Origin of the sequence: Pseudaminobacter salicylatoxidans, assembly GCF_003148475.1 — a bacterium.
GTDB lineage: Bacteria > Pseudomonadota > Alphaproteobacteria > Rhizobiales > Rhizobiaceae > Pseudaminobacter > Pseudaminobacter salicylatoxidans.
The window spans coordinates 187,938-204,274 of sequence record NZ_QGGG01000003.1 but is presented as its reverse complement, the minus strand read 5'-3'; the positions used below and the strand labels follow the sequence as shown (position 1 = coordinate 204,274).

Annotated in this window: 18 protein-coding genes and 1 pseudogene; 12 read left to right on the top strand and 7 right to left on the bottom strand. The window is 63.0% G+C overall.

What is annotated here, in order from left to right; genetic code table 11:
• The first annotated feature begins 1 nt into the window (after position 1).
• The 5 genes from C7441_RS05895 (at position 2) to C7441_RS05875 (ending at position 3,420) form a co-directional block, all read left to right on the top strand.
• Complete coding sequence (locus C7441_RS05895; protein ID WP_483407027.1) at positions 2–1,552, top strand: Na+/H+ antiporter subunit D; 1,551 nt, start codon at positions 2–4, stop codon at positions 1,550–1,552.
• Positions 1,552–2,025, top strand: coding sequence for a Na+/H+ antiporter subunit E (locus tag C7441_RS05890; protein ID WP_019172150.1), 474 nt, complete (start codon positions 1,552–1,554; stop codon positions 2,023–2,025). The genes C7441_RS05895 and C7441_RS05890 overlap by 1 nt, the downstream gene beginning before the upstream one ends.
• The gene (locus C7441_RS05885; RefSeq protein ID WP_019172151.1) at positions 2,022–2,351 is read left to right on the top strand and encodes a cation:proton antiporter; all 330 of its coding nucleotides are present in this window, start codon (positions 2,022–2,024) and stop codon (positions 2,349–2,351) included. The genes C7441_RS05890 and C7441_RS05885 overlap by 4 nt, the downstream gene beginning before the upstream one ends.
• Positions 2,348–2,704, top strand: a complete 357-nt coding sequence (gene mnhG / locus C7441_RS05880; protein ID WP_109612082.1) for a monovalent cation/H(+) antiporter subunit G — start codon at positions 2,348–2,350, stop codon at positions 2,702–2,704. The genes C7441_RS05885 and mnhG overlap by 4 nt, the downstream gene beginning before the upstream one ends.
• Positions 2,705–2,994: 290 nt before the next feature.
• On the top strand, positions 2,995–3,420 hold the full coding sequence (locus C7441_RS05875) for a Ros/MucR family transcriptional regulator (protein ID WP_109612081.1): 426 nt from the start codon (positions 2,995–2,997) through the stop codon (positions 3,418–3,420).
• A gap of 118 nt (positions 3,421–3,538) precedes the next feature.
• On the opposite strand, the pseudogene C7441_RS05870 reads toward C7441_RS05875, so the two are convergent.
• Positions 3,539–3,808, bottom strand: a pseudogene (locus tag C7441_RS05870) (cytoplasmic protein); the annotation flags it as partial.
• Positions 3,809–4,012: 204 nt separating this feature from the next.
• On the opposite strand from C7441_RS05870, the gene C7441_RS05865 reads away from it, so the two are divergent.
• Positions 4,013–4,435, top strand: a complete 423-nt coding sequence (locus tag C7441_RS05865; RefSeq protein WP_244916069.1) for a helix-turn-helix domain-containing protein — start codon at positions 4,013–4,015, stop codon at positions 4,433–4,435.
• A 22-nt stretch (positions 4,436–4,457) separates the two neighbouring features.
• The gene (locus C7441_RS05860; protein WP_244916068.1) at positions 4,458–5,228 is read left to right on the top strand and encodes a DUF6456 domain-containing protein; all 771 of its coding nucleotides are present in this window, start codon (positions 4,458–4,460) and stop codon (positions 5,226–5,228) included.
• On the opposite strand, the gene C7441_RS05855 is transcribed toward C7441_RS05860, so the two are convergent.
• Positions 5,229–5,657: a SufE family protein gene (locus tag C7441_RS05855; protein ID WP_019172157.1), complete on the bottom strand. Its 429-nt coding sequence runs from the start codon at positions 5,655–5,657 to the stop codon at positions 5,229–5,231.
• A 59-nt stretch (positions 5,658–5,716) separates the two neighbouring features.
• Positions 5,717–6,052 (bottom strand): DUF5330 domain-containing protein, encoded by a 336-nt coding sequence (locus tag C7441_RS05850; RefSeq protein WP_109612080.1) that lies wholly within the window; start codon positions 6,050–6,052, stop codon positions 5,717–5,719.
• A 457-nt stretch (positions 6,053–6,509) separates the two neighbouring features.
• Here C7441_RS05850 and C7441_RS05845 point away from each other — a divergent pair, with 457 nt between their 5' ends.
• From C7441_RS05845 to C7441_RS05835, 3 genes are all read left to right on the top strand, one after another.
• The gene (locus tag C7441_RS05845; RefSeq protein ID WP_109612079.1) at positions 6,510–8,315 is read left to right on the top strand and encodes a sensor histidine kinase; all 1,806 of its coding nucleotides are present in this window, start codon (positions 6,510–6,512) and stop codon (positions 8,313–8,315) included.
• Complete coding sequence (locus tag C7441_RS05840; protein WP_170125026.1) at positions 8,290–9,075, top strand: peptidoglycan-binding domain-containing protein; 786 nt, start codon at positions 8,290–8,292, stop codon at positions 9,073–9,075. Before C7441_RS05845 ends, C7441_RS05840 begins: the two co-directional genes overlap by 26 nt.
• A gap of 100 nt (positions 9,076–9,175) precedes the next feature.
• Positions 9,176–9,523, top strand: coding sequence for a DUF1491 family protein (locus tag C7441_RS05835; protein ID WP_109612077.1), 348 nt, complete (start codon positions 9,176–9,178; stop codon positions 9,521–9,523).
• Here the strand turns inward: C7441_RS05835 and C7441_RS05830 are convergent.
• The 4 genes from C7441_RS05830 to C7441_RS05815 form a co-directional block, all read right to left on the bottom strand.
• Positions 9,510–10,460: a hypothetical protein gene (locus tag C7441_RS05830; RefSeq protein WP_109612076.1), complete on the bottom strand. Its 951-nt coding sequence runs from the start codon at positions 10,458–10,460 to the stop codon at positions 9,510–9,512. The genes C7441_RS05835 and C7441_RS05830 overlap by 14 nt on opposite strands.
• Before the next feature lie 440 nt (positions 10,461–10,900).
• Complete coding sequence (locus C7441_RS05825; RefSeq protein WP_109612075.1) at positions 10,901–11,452, bottom strand: DUF1254 domain-containing protein; 552 nt, start codon at positions 11,450–11,452, stop codon at positions 10,901–10,903.
• Positions 11,445–12,029, bottom strand: coding sequence for a DUF1214 domain-containing protein (locus C7441_RS05820; protein WP_170125025.1), 585 nt, complete (start codon positions 12,027–12,029; stop codon positions 11,445–11,447). Before C7441_RS05820 ends, C7441_RS05825 begins: the two co-directional genes overlap by 8 nt.
• Before the next feature lie 129 nt (positions 12,030–12,158).
• Positions 12,159–14,315: a transglycosylase domain-containing protein gene (locus tag C7441_RS05815; RefSeq protein WP_109612074.1), complete on the bottom strand. Its 2,157-nt coding sequence runs from the start codon at positions 14,313–14,315 to the stop codon at positions 12,159–12,161.
• A 299-nt stretch (positions 14,316–14,614) separates the two neighbouring features.
• On the opposite strand from C7441_RS05815, the gene C7441_RS05810 reads away from it, so the two are divergent.
• Both C7441_RS05810 and C7441_RS05805 read left to right on the top strand, forming a co-directional pair.
• Positions 14,615–15,085 carry a hypothetical protein gene (locus C7441_RS05810; RefSeq protein WP_146201431.1) on the top strand — a complete coding sequence of 157 codons (471 nt, stop codon included), beginning with the start codon at positions 14,615–14,617 and terminating at the stop codon, positions 15,083–15,085.
• A complete protein-coding gene (locus C7441_RS05805) occupies positions 15,048–16,328 on the top strand; it encodes a DNA-packaging protein (RefSeq protein WP_109612072.1) in 1,281 nt (426 codons plus the stop codon). Before C7441_RS05810 ends, C7441_RS05805 begins: the two co-directional genes overlap by 38 nt.
• Positions 16,329–16,337 lie beyond the last annotated feature (9 nt).

Here is a 16,337-nt window from a genome sequence, read left to right as displayed (position 1 = left end):
CATGACCGATATTTCCGGCGCCATGATCACCGCTCCGGTCGCCGCCGCCGACTGGCTGGTGATTGCGCCGGTCGTGGTGCCGCTCGTCTTCGGCGCGCTTCTCCTGATGTTCCGCCACGAAATGCGCTGGCATGGCATCGTCGCGATGATCGGCCTGGCGATATTGGTGGGCGTGGACGCAGCACTGCTGAAGCGGGTGCTGGCAGAAGGGCCGCTTGCCATGACGATGGGCCGGTGGTTGCCGCCATTCGGCATCTCCTTCACCGCGGATGCGCTCGGCGCGGTCTTTGCGCTGACCGCGGGCGTGGTCGCGCTGATCTGCGCCGTCTTCTCCTTCCGCGACATTGGCGTTTCAGGCCGGCGCTATGGCTTCTATCCGTTCCTGATGCTTATGATGGCCGGTGTCAGCGGCGCGTTCCTGACCGGCGACATCTTCAATCTCTATGTCTGGTTCGAGGTCTTCGTCATCGCCTCCTTCGGCCTGCTCATCCTGGGCTCGGAAAAGGCGCAGATCGACGGCGCGACCAAATACGCCATTCTCAATCTGGTCGGGACGACGCTTTTTCTGATCGCCACCGCCTATCTCTATGGCACCTTCGGCACGCTCAACATGGCCGATATCGCCCGCAAGGCAGACGGTCTGCGCGGCACGGGGCCGCTGATGACGCTGGCGACCCTCTATCTGCTCGCCTTCGGCATGAAGGCGGCTGCCTTCCCGGTCAATTTCTGGCTGCCGGCCTCCTATCACACGCCGCGTATCGTGATCGCGGCGCTGTTTGGCGCGCTGCTGACCAAGATCGGCGTCTATGCGCTGCTGCGCACGCTGGTGATGCTGTTTCCGGTCGAGCGCGGCATTCTTGCCGAAACCATCGGCTGGGTGGCCGCCGCCACCATGATACTCGGCGTGCTCGGCGCGCTGGCGCAGGCCGATACGCGCCGCGCCTTCGGCTTCCTCGTCATTTCGAGCGTGGGCGTCATGCTGGCGGGGCTGGCGCTTGGATCGGAGACCGGGCTGTCGGGCACGATCTTCTATGCGGTGCATTCCATGCTCACCATGGGCGCGCTCTATATGCTTGCCGGCATGATGCGGGAATTCGGCGGCAGCTTTTCACTACACGAGCTTGGCGGTCTCTATCGCCTGTCGCCGCTGCTGACGGCCATTGCCTTCCTGCTGGTGCTGGCCGCCGCGGGCCTGCCACCGGCATCGGGGCTGTGGCCGAAAATCCTGCTGGTGAAAGCCGCGCTGGAGGCCAGCGCCTGGTGGCTGGCGGGTGCGATCCTGCTCACCGGCTTCCTCACCACCATCGCGATGGGGCGCATATTCCTGCTGGCGTTCTGGCGCGACGCACCCGCAGTCGACGGGCGGCATGTGACTGCTGCCGCAACCGGAAGCCGCAGTCTGGGGCAGGGGGTTCTGATCGCATTCGCCGTGCCGATCCTGCTCATCGGCATCGTGCCTGAACCCGTCATACGTATCGCTGCGCAGGCTGCCCACGGGCTGCTGGAAAGCGCGCCCTATATCCAAGCCGTATTTCCGGCGGGAGGTGGCTGATGCTGCGCCTTTTGTCCGTGCTTTTGCTGGCCGTTGCCTGGGCAGCCGTGACCGGCTCCTTCTCACCGCCAAACCTGCTGTTCGGCCTGCTTCTCGGCATCGCCAGCCTGTTCCTCTTTCGTGACGAGGTCGGCAAGTCGTCCGGCGCCTTTCATCCCTTGAGGGTGCTGTCGCTGTCTGTCCTGTTCGTCAAGGAGCTGATCGTTTCGGCCTGGCGGGTGGCAAAGCTGGTCCTGTCGCCGCGCATGGATCTGCGTCCGGGCATTTTTTCCTACCCGTTGCAGGTCGATCGCGATTTCGAGATCACGCTGCTGGCCAATCTGATCACGCTGACGCCCGGAACGCTGTCGGTCGATGTGTCGGAAGACCGGCGCACGCTCTACGTCCATGCCATCGATTGCTCTGACCCCGATGCCGCGCGCCGCGACATCGCCGAGGGGTTCGAGCGCAAGATTATGGAGGCATTCCGATGATCTCCGGCGAAAGCTTTCTAGCCTTTTGCGTCATGATTGCGCTTGGAATATTGTGCCTGTCGTTCCTGCTGACGGTGCTGCGCATCCTGCGCGGGCCGACATTGCCGGACCGGGTGCTGGCGCTCGACATGCTGGTGGCCGTGGCCATCGGCTTCATCGCCGTGCTTGGCATCAAGACCGGATTTTCCTTCCACGTGGATATCGCCATCGCGCTCGGTCTCGTGGGCTTCCTGGCGACCGTGGCCTTCGCCCGCTTCATCATCAGCCGCAAGGCCGATCCGGAAATTCCGCCAAGGCGCGCGGCGCCCGGGGAGGCAGGCCAATGAGTGTCTTGATCGATTATGTCGCCGGCATACTGATCGTGATCGGCGCGCTTTTCACGCTGACCGCGTCGGTCGGCCTGCTGCGTCTGCCTGATCTGTATACACGCATGCACGCCGCCTCGAAGGCGGGGACGCTGGGTTCCTGCGTCGTGCTCATAGCTCTCGCTGTACAGGCGCATGATTTCGCGATCGCCACCAGAGCCCTCGCCGGTGTTGCATTCTTCTTGCTGACAGCGCCGATTTCTGCGCATTTGCTGGCAAAGGCCGCCCATTCAGCCGGTTATCGACTGTGGCAGGGCTCGGTCAGGGATGACATGGCGGACGCTGCCCAACCTCGCCAAACCACCCAAAGTTGATTTCCCTAAAGCAGAAGATGTATTTGCGCGCTTCCGTATGGTTTGCTTCGCCACATTCTGGCCGGATCGCGATACAATGATGCACTTCACGCAGATTACATACGTAAATATTACTTGTGATCGGCTCGTAATGTAGAAATAACAAAATATTTAATTGACTTGAATTGCTGTTAAGTTCAAAAAAAGAGGGAACGCGAATCGTGGCGGAACATTCCCTTCGGTATCTCGCGCGATGCCCCGTGGTTTAGAAAAGGGGCGCTTTTCAAATTTGACTATGGGGCCTGAAGAAAATGGACGCTGCCGAAACGCCGAATAGAAACTATGAAATGCTGATTGAGCTGACAGCCGATGTTGTCGCAGCTTATGTCAGCAACAATCCTGTGCCGGTTGGTGAATTGCCTAATCTTATCGCCGATGTGCATGCAGCCCTCGGCCGTGTCGGCGGTGCCGTCGAACAGCCGCCGGTGGACAAGCAGAAGCCGGCCGTCAACCCGAAACGTTCCGTCCATGACGACTACATCATCTGTCTCGAGGACGGGAAGAAGTTCAAGTCGCTGAAGCGGCACCTGATGACCCACTACAACATGTCGCCCGACCAGTATCGCGAAAAGTGGGGCCTTGACCCCGCCTATCCGATGGTCGCGCCCAACTATGCGGCGGCTCGTTCGCAGCTTGCCAAGAAGATGGGCCTGGGCCGCAAGCGCAAGGCGCAGTAAAGCTGCGCCTCCTTGTAATCTAACGAGATTCTGACGGCGCCTTCGGGCGCCGTTTTGCATTTGCGCATCTCCTGAAGCGCGGCTTGCCGGTGACTTTGCCGTCTCCGGCCACCGTATCGCGGCCGTGCAGCCGGTCGAGCGCCTGTTTCAGCGCGATATGCCGGTTGAGGTCGTAGCTCCAGTGGCGGCGCATTCCGCGCAGACGCTCGCGCTCCAGCGCCCTTTCCAGTCGCAGCGTGAATTTCGCCTTCAGTTCCGGCCCCGCAGCGAGCGCGACCTGAAGGTCGATGCCGCAGACCAGGTGCAGGGCCGCCATCTGTCGGGCATTTGTGGCCTGTGCATGCTGTCTCTCCCTGAAGGCCCGATATTCGGCATGGATGTCATTCATGGATTTTCCTCTCGCAATCCTATGAACGCACTATCGGGCCGTTGCCGGGGTGGGGGATGAAAGCGTTCGCGAAAACCGGCACTTCCTAAAAAAGCTCCTTGCGTTTCAGGGGCTTGTTAATTTTAGGGTGGGATATTTGTTCCTATTTTGTTCACATATATGTCCGGAGTCGATATAAGAATTAATTCCTATTTTAGCGGAGGGATGAGTTCTGTGTTCACGACTGCGACATCCAGAAAGTCAAAGGTCGAAGCGGAGACGCAAGCAAAGGGGCAAGCGCGACGCCAACGACTTGTTCTTAACGAACGGCGGGAGGAGCGTGCAGTCGAACTCTGCGACAGCCTGATCGACATCGTCGCGGCCTTGTTCAATGTCTGTGGCAAGGAGCTTCGGCGCACCGGCCGCACCAATCTGGACGTGGCGCGCGTGCGCCAGATCGCGATGTATGTGGCGCATGTGGTGCTGCGCCTGTCCATGTACGACATCGGCAAGGGGTTCGGGCGCGAGCGCACCACGGTAATGTATGCATGCCACACGATCGAGGATATGCGCGACGTGGAGGAATTCGACCGCCTCGTCGCGATGGTCGAGCGCGTGGTTCTGGCCGCTTTCAAGGACAGGGTGTGAGATGCCGGGAAGGAGCAGAATCATGAAACGACGGGTGCTTCGCTTCCTGTCCGGTGGAGATGTCCTGCTGCGGGCAGCGGCCCGGGCGGGCGGCGTGCTGCTCGATGGGGGTGAGCGCGGCACCATTTCCGCGTCGCAGGACGTCATCTCGGAAATGATCGAGGAGGGGCTTCTGGCGCGCAACGGGAACAGGATTTTCCTGTCGGGGCCGCTGGCCTCTCCGACAGGACAAAGCCGGCCGTCCGGTGGGCGGGCGGAGCGCGATCTGGGTGTCGTTGCCATCGAGCAGGACGGTGCGAGCACGCTCGCCATCGTCAATCTCTCGGAATCGCCCCTTGGCCAACTCGCGCGCCGCCGCACCAAGAAGGGCGTTCCGTTCCTGTCCGACGCGGAGTTCCGTTCTGGCGAGAGACTGCGGGCCGACTATACGCGTGGGCAGATCATGCCCCGCATGGGCGCCAACTGGGTGGCGAGCGTCTCATCCGGTCGCCGCGACGGCGGCAACGGGATCGCCGATCTCACCGACGTGGCGCTGGCTGCGCGCCTGCGCGTCGAGCGCGCGCTGGCTGCCGTGGGGCCGGAGCTTTCCGGCGTGCTGGTGGATGTGTGCTGCTTCCTGAAGGGGCTCGAGCTCGTCGAGACGGAGCGGGGATGGCCGGTGCGTTCGGCCAAGATCGTGCTGAAAACGGCGCTCGGCGTGCTCAGCCGGCATTATGAGCCGCAGGCGCGGTCCCCGCACAAGCGGGTGCTGCACTGGGGCAGCGAGGATTATCGTCCCAGGATGGAGGGATGATCAGGCAGGCTGGCGCAACGCGCCTTCCGCATCGCGCTTGACGCGCTTGACCATGGCGCGCAGGCCGTTGGAACGCTGCGGCGTGAGATGATCGTCGAGGCCGAGGGCGCGCAGCGTGTCCTCGGCGTCGGTGGCCACGATCTCACTGGCGCGGCGTCCGGAAAACAGGGCGAGCAGGATGGCGACAAGGCCGCGCACGATATGGGCGTCCGAATCGCCCTGGAAGCGGATGACCGGGTCGGCACCTTCGCCATATTCGGTCAGCAGCCACACCTGGCTGACACAACCGCGCACCTTGTGGGAATCGGTACGCGCCGAGTCGGGAAACGCCGGCAGTGCCTCGCCAAGCTCGATGACATAGCGATAGCGGTCTTCCCATTCGTCGAGAAAGGAAAAGTCGTCGCGGATTTCCTGGATCGTCGCAGTCATGGCCTCGATATAGTGACTGAAAGAGGCGGCGTCACGGAAAAAGAGCATCGCAGGCTGGCTCATTCTTTCGCGGGAATGCCCGCAGTCGTCGTGTCGGTGTCGGGCTGGTCGGGCGCCGGGCGGGATTCGCCAAGCTGGCTGTCGAGCAATTCATAGGCGATGCGGGCCGCTTCGCGGGCGCGCACGCCCACGGTGTGCAGAGCCGACTTGCCGGTTTCGCAGACATCCGGCTTGCGCTCGCAGATGTTGCTGAGATCGCCTATCGCTTCGCGCACCGCCATGAAAGCCTGGACGGCGCCGACGCTGGGCTGATCGCTGTCCTCGCCGCCGAAGTTGAACGGCAGAGCGAGCAGGACCAGCGAAAACCAGAATGCCATCCGCAGCAGAAAACCCATTTCCTTGCCTCATATCCATGCCGGCCGGGCTGTGACGCCCGCCTTGGCCGGAAGCTACTATCACATTGTCGCGCAAAGGTCGGCTTGCACAAGTGGTCGGCATTTTCCGAAAACTTGATTCAAATTTTACCAACCCGCGAGGTGCCGTCGCCATTCGGCGTTGCGGTGTGTCGTCTTTACGTTCCGGTAACCATCCAACAGCTGGATTCTCGCGATATTTGTCACCGCCGCGCCAGTTTGGATGAAGCTGCAACGACGATCCGGCGCTTTGCGAGAATCCCATTACACTTCATTTACCATGCACGAAACTGTGCCGGTTTTTTGCCGTCGAAAGCTCCATATCCGCCTTTGACGGGGGCTCCACGGGCTTTGCCTTATCCTTTCTTTAAAGGCTGGGTGCGAGTTTCGAGGTCAATCAAAAGCGCCCCGCCAAGCGGGCCAGTAGTGAGTGCGTTGTGTGAGTTCGTTCGTCACCAGATCCAGCGAAGTGTTCGGCGCGATAGACGCCGTCTGCGACCGGTTGGTGCATCCCTCGGTCCAGGATAATGCCGCGCGCGCGGCCCAGCGGCGCCTGCTCGGCACGCTGCTGGTCGCGCCCTTCTTCGCGGCTGCTGCAATCGGGCTGTTCATGCCGGCCTCGCTCGGCGTCACCGCGACGGTGACGGCAATCTGCGCCACATGCGGCGTGGCCTGGCTCGGCGCGCTGCTGCTTGCGGCAAGCGGCAGGGAAGAAATTGCCGGCCCGGCGATGCTGGGGTTCGGCGCGGTGTTGCTGACGGCTGTCCTGGCCGCGGCCGGTGGCCTGACATCTCCCATGACGGTCATGCTGTTGGCGCTGCCGATAGAGGCGTGGTGGCAGAAGCGCATGCCGCGCGCGGCTCTCTGGGCCGGTATTGCCGCGCTCGCCGTCCTGCCGTTGCAGGCCCTTCTGGGGTCCACCTTGTTTGGGAACGCTGCTCCGGCTGCCGGCTGGCACTGGATCGTGCCGCTCGCTTATCTCCTGACGTTGCTGCCCAGGATGCACGGTTTGTCGGACGCCACGCGCGAAGACGAAGAGCCGGCCAGCCGTGAGCGTCTGGAAGACATGCTCGATGGCGTCATCATCCACATGACGCCGAGCGGTGACGTGACCGATGTCTCGGCACAGGCCCGCACGACGATGCGCTTGCAGCCCGAACTGCTGCTGGGCGCGGGGCTGTTCGACCGCGTTCATATCTCGGACCGCGTCGCCTATCTGTGCGCACTGGCCGATCTGCGCGGCGGTATGCGCCATCGCAAGGTGGAGGCGCGTCTGCGCCTGCCGCGGATCGACGAAACCTCCCCGGCGGACAATTACTGTCCGTTTTCGGTCGAGTTCATGCGTGGCGAAAACGGCGCGGACTTCGTGGCGCTGGTGCGCGAAAACGAAGCGGTCGCCCGCCTGCGCGCCGATCTTGCCGAGGCCGACGATGCCGCCCGCGAGCTGGAACTGGCCAAGGGGCGTTTCCTTGCCGCTGTCAGCCACGAATTGCGCACGCCGCTCAACGCCATCATCGGCTTTTCCGACATGCTGCTTCACGAGACTTTTGGCGGCTTCCAGAATCCGCGGCAAAAAGAATATGTGACGCTGGTTCGCGATTCCGGTCATCATCTTCTGGCGGTGGTGAACTCGATCCTCGACGTCTCGCGCATCGAGGCCGGTACCTATTCCACCAATCCGGAGAGCTTCCGCTTTGCCGATGCGGTGGAAATGTGCCGCTCCATGATGAACCTGCAGGCTGAAGCCAAGGACGTTTCGCTGACGACGCAGATTGCCCCGGAAAGCGGCGAAATCCTTGCCGATCGCCGCGCGGTGCAGCAGATGCTGATCAATCTCGTCTCGAACGCCATCAAGTTCACGCCCAATGGCGGCAGTGTCAGCGTCGGAGCCAAGAGGCTCGGCTCACGCCTGCATTTCTGGGTGAGCGACACCGGCATCGGTATTGCCGACGACGATTTGTGCCGTCTCGGCCGGCCGTTCACGCAGGTGCAGAACGAGTACACGCGGCAGTTCGAAGGCACGGGGCTCGGGCTTTCGCTGGTCAAGGGGCTGGTGACGCTGCATGAAGGCACGATGTCGATCGAAAGCGCTGTGGGCGAGGGCACCACGGTGACGATCAGCCTGCCTGTTGCCGGACCGTCGATGCCTGCCGACCCGCGCGCCGAGCGTGGCGCTCTGGTGTCGTTGCACGCGAATGGCGAAACGATCGAGGTTGGGCATGGCTCGTTCCGCAAAGCAGGCTAGGCGGCGGGCAAAGCCGGGGCCGTTGCAGGAAGGCGTTGCGGTTATCGGTGGCGCGATTTCGCGCAACCCGGTTCTTGTCGGCGGCACGACTGCCTTTCTGGTGTCGCTGTTCTACGTTTCGGCGAACGCCCTGTGGTATCAGCCGCATGCGCATACCGGGGCTTTTTTCGCCACGCGCGAGTTCAGCCGGCCGCTGGAGGACAATGTTCCCAGCGAGCCCGAAACCACCATTCGCATCGAGCGCCCGGAGCCAGAACCTGTTCGCGCGGCCGGCGACCCGGTCGTTGAGCAGGTGCAAGCCACGCTGAAGGCGCTGAATTTCTATGACGGCGCCGTCGATGGCCTGAGCGGGCCTGCGACCACCAGGGCCATCGAAGCCTATCAGCGAAAGATCGGTGTTCCCGTTTCGGGCCAGATCGATGACGAGCTTCTGAGCCATCTGGACGCCGCGCCGAGAACCGGCGCCATTCCGCCGGCCCCGCAGCCGCGGCCGGCACTTCCGGCTGCCGGTTCCGTGCCCGCCGCGCAGCGCCCGGTGCCGGTTCCGCAACCTGCCGCCATGCCGCCCGCGGAGCGCATTGCAAAGATCCAGCAGGGGCTCCGCGCCTTCGGCAATGACAGCATCGGCATCGACGGTGTCGCCGGAAGCCAGACAAAGGCGGCTATCCGCGAATTCCAGTCGCTGTTCGGCCTGCCCGAAACCGGCGAGCCGGAGGAAGCGGTCTATCGCAAGATGAAGGAAATCGGCCTGACCGATTGAGGCCCGCCGCGCTTTCATGCCGATATGCGCGTTGCGAATCTCTGGCAATGGACCCCGCTTACCGATAAAGCAGCACCGGTTGTTGCCGGAGCGAATGCCGATGCGTGTCACCACCGATCTTTGGGTTTCAGCCCTGCTGCGCCGGGTTTTCGCGGCCGGCGGTTTCGCCGCCGTGGTCAGACGCGGCGCGAGCGAGGCGGGAGCGGTGTTTGTGCTGTCGCGCAACCGGTTGGGCGAGGTCGCATTGTTCGGACCGGCCCCGCAGACGACCTACGATTCAGCCCGGCCCGACGAGCGTCATTTTTCTGAGCTCTACAGCGGCGACGACGACGCAGCGGTCGAGGCCCGGCTCGACAAGGAAAAGCGTTTCGATCCCGATATCTGGGTGGTTGAGATCGAGGCGGGTCAGACGCCGCCGGAGGAACTGCTCGCCATCACGACGCCCTGAGCCGTACGCCTGCCGGGGAAGAGGCGGGCGCGGGATTTGGCTTGACCGTATGGCGAATGGCGGAGGCTATCGCATCCGCCTTGAAAGCCTGAACGCGCTTCTGCGCGGTTTCGCCATCGATCGCCCGATACCGCAGCAGGAAAAGCCGGATCGCTTCGGGATGCGCGAATGCGCCGGGAAACAGGGCCGCCGCGATCAGGAAGGCGCGCTCCTCGCTGAGATCGAACAGGCGCAGCACCGCCATCAGCAGGGGCTGATCCTTTCCTTCCACGAGAGAACCGGCCGAACGATAGTCGAGCCCTGTCGCGCTGGCCACGGCGATCTGGAACAGCGCATTGTTGCCCGTCAGGGCGCTGTCGCGGAGCTTGGGATAGATGGCGGCGGGATCAGCCGTCGCTCCTTCTTCGGGCGCTTTTCCCGAGGGCAGCATCATCGAACGCAGGCGGCGGCGGGCATCTTCCGCCGAAGCGCCCGGCGCGCGGTCCGCATCGGATGTTTCGCTTGCGGCCGGCTTCGGCACGTCGTGCGCCTGCGCTGAAGCATCTTTCAGCCGGGCATTGTCCAGTGCCTTGACCAGCCCCGCTATTGCGGGATTGAGGCCCGGTCGCCGGGCGATCGCGCGCGCATGCGGCAGGCCGTGCCGGCCGATCAGCGTGATGAGGTCGACATCGGCCAACTGGCGGGAGCGGATGAGCAGCGGCGCGGCAATGTCCACGGTTTCATTGCACAGCCGCATCAGGAGCGCGCGCGGCGCATATTCGCATTCTGAGAGCGCGGCGGCCGCGAAGCGGCGGGCCTCCACGGAGACGAAGTCGAACAATGGCAGCGCCAGATCTTCAAGCTGGGCGATTTCACGGCGCGAGGGACGTGTCAACGAGCAGAAGGCCGAGATGGCGGCGCGAAACAGCCTCTCGCTTCTTCCTGCTTCGCCCTTCAAGGCAAGGCGCCTGAAATCTGAAGATGACACAAAGACCACGCCACAAACGCACACAGACACATCCCGGAAGCGGGTTCGCCTGGGCGCCGGCCAGGGGGACGCTTCCGAAATAAAGATAAACTTACCGATGATCCGTTATAAGTCCGTTAACTCTCTGCTGGCCAGATGGCGGTGGAGGCGTTGCGTAGTTGCTCCGGTCGAACCGAGAGGGAACGCGTGTCATGGGCAGCATACTGTCTTTCGTGCCGCGAAAAGCGGCGAACAGACCCGCCGGGCCGCCGGCTGAAATGGCATCCGTCATCATCTTCCCCGGAGTGCGCTACGAACGGCGCGCTGCCGTGGAGACCGCAGCTACAGGAACGGCGATGGACGCACAGGGCGGCAGTGATCCCGCGAAACCGTCGCCGCGCCACTGAACGGCAGGTTGCCCCTTCGCGCAGTCACTGCTGCTGCTCCGGCGCGCAGGAAATGCCGCCAAGGAAGTCAACCACCTGCTTTTCCCAACTCTTGTCGGGAACGAAGCCGCGCACCACGACGATGCCCTGTTCGTCGGGGGATTCGACATAGATCGACTTGTCGAGGCCTTCCGGCATTTCCTTGCGCAGTTCCACCAGCTGCGTGGATGTAAGCACGATGAAGTCGATGCCGCCGTCCGGCAGCGTATGGTCGTTGAAGCTGTAGATGTTTTCGCCGGCCCGGTTGTAGACCGAAACCGACCAGAAGGGCGCGTGGCCGTTTGCCGTTACCTTGAGAACGCCGTCCGACAGGTCGAAGCGGCAGGCCGCCGCGTCGAAGAGCGGATCGACCAACCTGACCACGGGCGTTACGCCGGACTCGGCGTCCAGACGCGTGATCTTGTACAGGTCGGAGGATGCGGCCAGACGCGACCAGGCGTCGTTTTGCGAAATCATCGGCAGAAGAAGCAGCACCGCGATATGCACGATGCCGGCCCCGACGAGCCCGAGGAGCAGTGCGTGCAGCAGCCTAAGCATTGCACCCCACCTTGATGATGCGCGGCAGCTTCACATCGGCGACGCCGGTGCTGCTGGCAATGGTGGTGTCGTAGAGTGTCAATATCAGGAACATCTTGCCCGTTCCGTCCACCGCCAGCCAGTTGCCGGGGGCAGGGGTGCGACTGACCGCGATCGACACGGAATTGTCCTGCTCGCGCAGCATCTCATAGGAATGCAGCGCCGGCGCCCGCTGCTTGAGCCCGTTGATGACGTTCATGCTCTCGTCGGCGGCATGGATCGTCCAGAAACGCGAAGGCGGAACCGTGCCTTGTACCGTGTAGCTGCAGCCGCGGCGCAGTTCGGCGCCGGAGGAATCGTTCTCGGCGACGAAGGCAAGGCCTTCCGCCCGGCCGAGGGTGAGAATGCCTTCGCGCGCCACGCGTGCCTTCGAATAGGGGTCCGTATCCGGCGTGCCGAGGTCGGGAAAGGCCGTCCAGTCGCCGATGGTGACGGCGCCGACCCCGTTTTGCAGGTTCAGCACATACCACACGCTGGCGGCCCCGCCGCCGATCGCGATGGCCAGGGTCAGTGCGACGAGGAATATGGTCTTGAGCATGAGACGCCGGAACGTGGAACGTCAGTTGGGCATATCCCGCCGGCGCAGGTCAAGGCAAGCCGAACAACGGGTATGGTCGTGGCAAGGGGAGGCTTCGGTTGGAAAGGAAGAGCAGGGAACAAGCGCAGGTCACAGCCCCGAAAGCTTTTCCGGCTCGGCGGGCGTGGCGAGCACGGGTGCCTTGCGGAACACATCGTTCATCTCGCGCAGGACACGCGTGGTCGTGCTGGAAAGGATCGGCGGCCGGCCCATATCGGCATCGACCGCGGCCACGCTCTTGCGTTCCATCTCGGCCGCTTTCTCGGCCACCTTCGGATCGACATAGGGGTTCTTGATGCCGGGGATCGGCTTGATGTCGATATTCTGGTGCGCATAGGTCATCAGCCGCTGCCACACCATTGCCGGCAGCGAGCCGCCCGTCATGTCGCGGGTGGGCGAGTAGTTGTCATTGCCGAGCCAGACTGCCGCGGTGTAGTTGCCGGTAAAGCCCACATACCATGCGTCGCGGTAGGATTGCGTCGTGCCGGTCTTGCCTGCCGAGCGGATGGAGGCAAGGGCCGCGCGGCGGGCGGTGCCGACTTCCGGATTTTGCACCATGATCGAGTTCATCTCGGAAACGGCCTTCTCGGAAAGCACGCGCTTGAATGGCGGATGGTCGCGGTCCCAGTCGTAGATGACCTTTCCCGAATGGGTGATCAGTTGCTGGATGCCGTGCCGCTCGCCGGCCAGGCCGCCATTGGCGAACACGCTGTAGCCGGTGGCCTGATCCATGACGGTCATGCCCGAAGTGCCCAGCACCATCGTCTTGTGGGAGCTGACGGGAGATTCGACGCCCATCGCCTCGGCCATCGCCTTGATCGGCGGAATGGAGAGATAATCCTTGGCGAGACGTACCGGCACGGTGTTGATCGACCGCAGCAGTGCCGTCGTCAGCGTTACGCGACCGGCAAAGCTGCGGCCGTAGTTCTTGGGCGACCAGTTGCCCCAGCTTATCGGCCCATCGGAAATGACGGATTCAGGCGTGAAGCCGTGCTCCATGGCCGTGGCATAGACGTAGGGCTTGAACGATGAGCCTGCCTGGCGCAGCGCCTTGGTGGCGCGGTTGAACTGGCTCGCGCCATAGTCGCGCCCGCCCACGATCGCGCGCACGGCCCCGTTGTTTTCAAGCACCACCACCGCGCCCTCGGTAACGCGATATTCCTTACCGTGCTGGCGCAGATTGAACTCGACCGATTCCTCGGCGGCCTTCTGGATATTCATGTCGATCGTGGTGCGCGCGACGAGGGAATGAACGCCGGATGCGGCGGCAATGCGCCTGACCTCGTCGAAGGCCCAGTCGAGGAAATAGTCCGGGCTCTTGCGGTCGCCCCTGTCGACCACATTGGCCGGGTGCAGGCGGGCCGACAGCACTTGGCCTTCGGTCATGAAACCGCTCTGCACGAGATTGGACAGCACCACATTGGCGCGCGCGCGCGCCGCCGGCAGGTTGATATGCGGCGCATATTTCGCCGGCGCCTTGAACAATCCCGCCAGCATGGCGGATTCGGCCAGATTGAGGTCCTTGACCGACTTGCCGAAATAGAAGTCTGCCGCCGCCGCGATGCCGAACGTGCCGCCGCCCATATAGGCGCGGTCGAGATAAAGCTGGAGGATTTCCTTCTTCGACAGGTTCTGTTCCAGCCAGACGGAGAGGAACGCTTCCTTGATCTTGCGTTCGACGGTGCGCTCATTGTTGAGGAACAGGTTTTTCGCGAGCTGCTGGGTGATGCTCGATCCGCCCTGCACCACGGAATTGGCGCGCACATTCTCCGACATGGCGCGCACCAGCCCCATGAAATCTATGCCGTAATGGTCGAAGAAGCGGCGGTCCTCGGTCGCCAGCACCGACTTGATCAGATAGTCAGGCATCTCGTCGACAGGCACGGAATCGCGCTGGTTGATGCCACGCTGGCCGATCTCGTTACCGTAGCGGTCGAGAAACGTCACGGCAAAGTCGTCCTGCTGGCGCCAGTTGCCGACCGTTTCGTCGAACGCGGGGAGTGCCAGCGCCAGCATGAGCACGGAGCCGGCCGCGCCCATGGTGAAACCTTCGCTCAGGACTTCGATAACGCCACGCCGCCAGCCTCTGACGCGGAAGCGGCGGGAGAAGATGGTGACGGATTCCCAGAATTGTCGTGCCTTGAAGCCCGATTCGTAAAGCGACGAATCGATCCAGGCGTCGATAGCCAGCAGCCGCCCGGCCTTCGGCGCTTTCGGTATCTGCTTTTTTTCGGAGGGGTCCTGCATGTCACCGCCATCCGGCTTACGGGTTACTGAGACTCTGAAAAAGCATGCGGCAGTTGCTGGACTGTAAATATAGGTTTCGAAATTGCCCTGTCCCCACAATCTTACCGGATAGCGGGCCTGAAATCCAAGCCTTGCACAGGGGCGCGAAAAAATCACCCGGAAATAGGAATATATTCTTGACACCGTGACGGTGCTTTGGTAGTGTTTGCCTATCGTCGGAAAAGTGTAGCCGGCAGGCCCTTCAGGCTTCCCGGCACAGACCTTTCTCCAGTCGCCTTCAACAATCCAGAGAGCTTGAGATGATAACACGCGCCACGGAACGGTGGATGGCGGCGCGCGCGCTTTATGAGAGCGAGCGGCCGACCCTGGAACAGATAGCCCCGCTCTGCGGATGGTCCGTTGCCACGATAAGGGCACGGGCGAAACGGGAAGACTGGCGCCGCCCGGAGCCCGTCGCGGCTGGCAAGGTGGAAGCCCGCGTCGCCAGGGTCATCAACGGTTTGCTGGGCGAAATTGAGGCACTCGGCATCGGCACCGGGGAGGGCGCGGTCGGGCTGGACAAGGCCCGTATAGAAGCGATCTCGGCACTGATGCGCACGCTCGAGAAGATCGGCGACATCACGCGCGAGAACGAAGAGGCCAAGGCCAAGGAAAAGCAGACCAAGCGCGATGCGGACATGGCAGGATTTCTCAAGCGTATCGACGAACGAATTGTCGAACTCGCTACGGGTTATGCAAGGGAACTGGTCCGAAGAAAGCCTTCGGGATGAGAATATCTGGCTGATCGAGGATGAGTGGCTGCTCCAGGCCCGCATCGAGCAATATCTGCTCACCGCGCAGCCGGGGACCTGGCTGGTGATCGGCGGGCGCGGTGCGGGCAAAACCCGCCTGGGCGCCGAATGGGTGAACAGCCTGGTACGGGGTTTTTCCCCTTTCGCATTGGGCAGGCATGGTCATATCGCGCTGGTCGGCGAGACGCTGGGTGACGTGCGCGAGGTGATGATCGAGGGGCAGTCGGGCATCGTGACGATCTCGCGTCACGACCGGCCCCGCTTCGAGGCGAGCCGCAGGCGACTGGTGTGGGACAATGGGGCGATAGCCCAGATATTCTCTTCCGAAGACCCTGAAAGCCTGCGCGGTCCGCAATTCGAGGCCGCCTGGTGCGACGAACTCGGCAAATGGAAGAACGACGAGGCCTGCTTCGACATGCTGCAATTCGGGCTGAGGCTCGGGCAGATGCCACGGCAGCTCATCACCACCACGCCGCGCCCGACCAAACTGCTCAAAAGGCTGATGGCCGACCCCACGGTGCTGCAGACACGCATGCGCACAGCTGACAATGCCGGAAATCTGGCGGAAGGCTTCCTGCACATGGTCGAACAACGCTATGGTGGCACACGGCTTGGCCGGCAGGAGCTGGAAGGAGAGCTGATCGAGGATCGCGAGGATGCCTTGTGGTCGCGGGCGGCGCTGGAAAATGCCCGCCTCGATGGGCTGCCGCAGTTGCAGCGCATCGTCGTTGCGATCGATCCGCCGGCATCTTCCCACAAGGCTTCCGATGCCTGCGGCATTGTTGCGGCGGGGCTCGACGAGAGCGGAGCGGTGATCATGCTGGCCGATGCCAGCATGAAAGCCGCTCGGCCGCAGGACTGGGCCGGCGCGGCGGTGGCGCTCTATCACGCGCTTGGGGCCGATTGCCTCGTTGCCGAAGTCAATCAGGGCGGTGACATGGTGACGGCCGTGATCCGCGCGGTCGATGCCGCGGTGCCGGTGAAGGCCGTGCGGGCAAGGCGTGGAAAGTGGCTGCGTGCCGAGCCGGTGGCGATGCTCTACCAGCAGGGCAGGGTGCGCCACGCCGGCCGCTTTCCCGAGTTGGAAGACGAAATGTGCGATTTCGGCCCCAACGGGCTCTCGAACGGCCGTTCGCCGGATCGGCTCGACGCGCTGGTCTGGGCCGTGAATGAGTTGATGCCGGATCGCTCGGCGAGCCCGCGTATCCGCGAATTTCTTTAAACAGGAAGA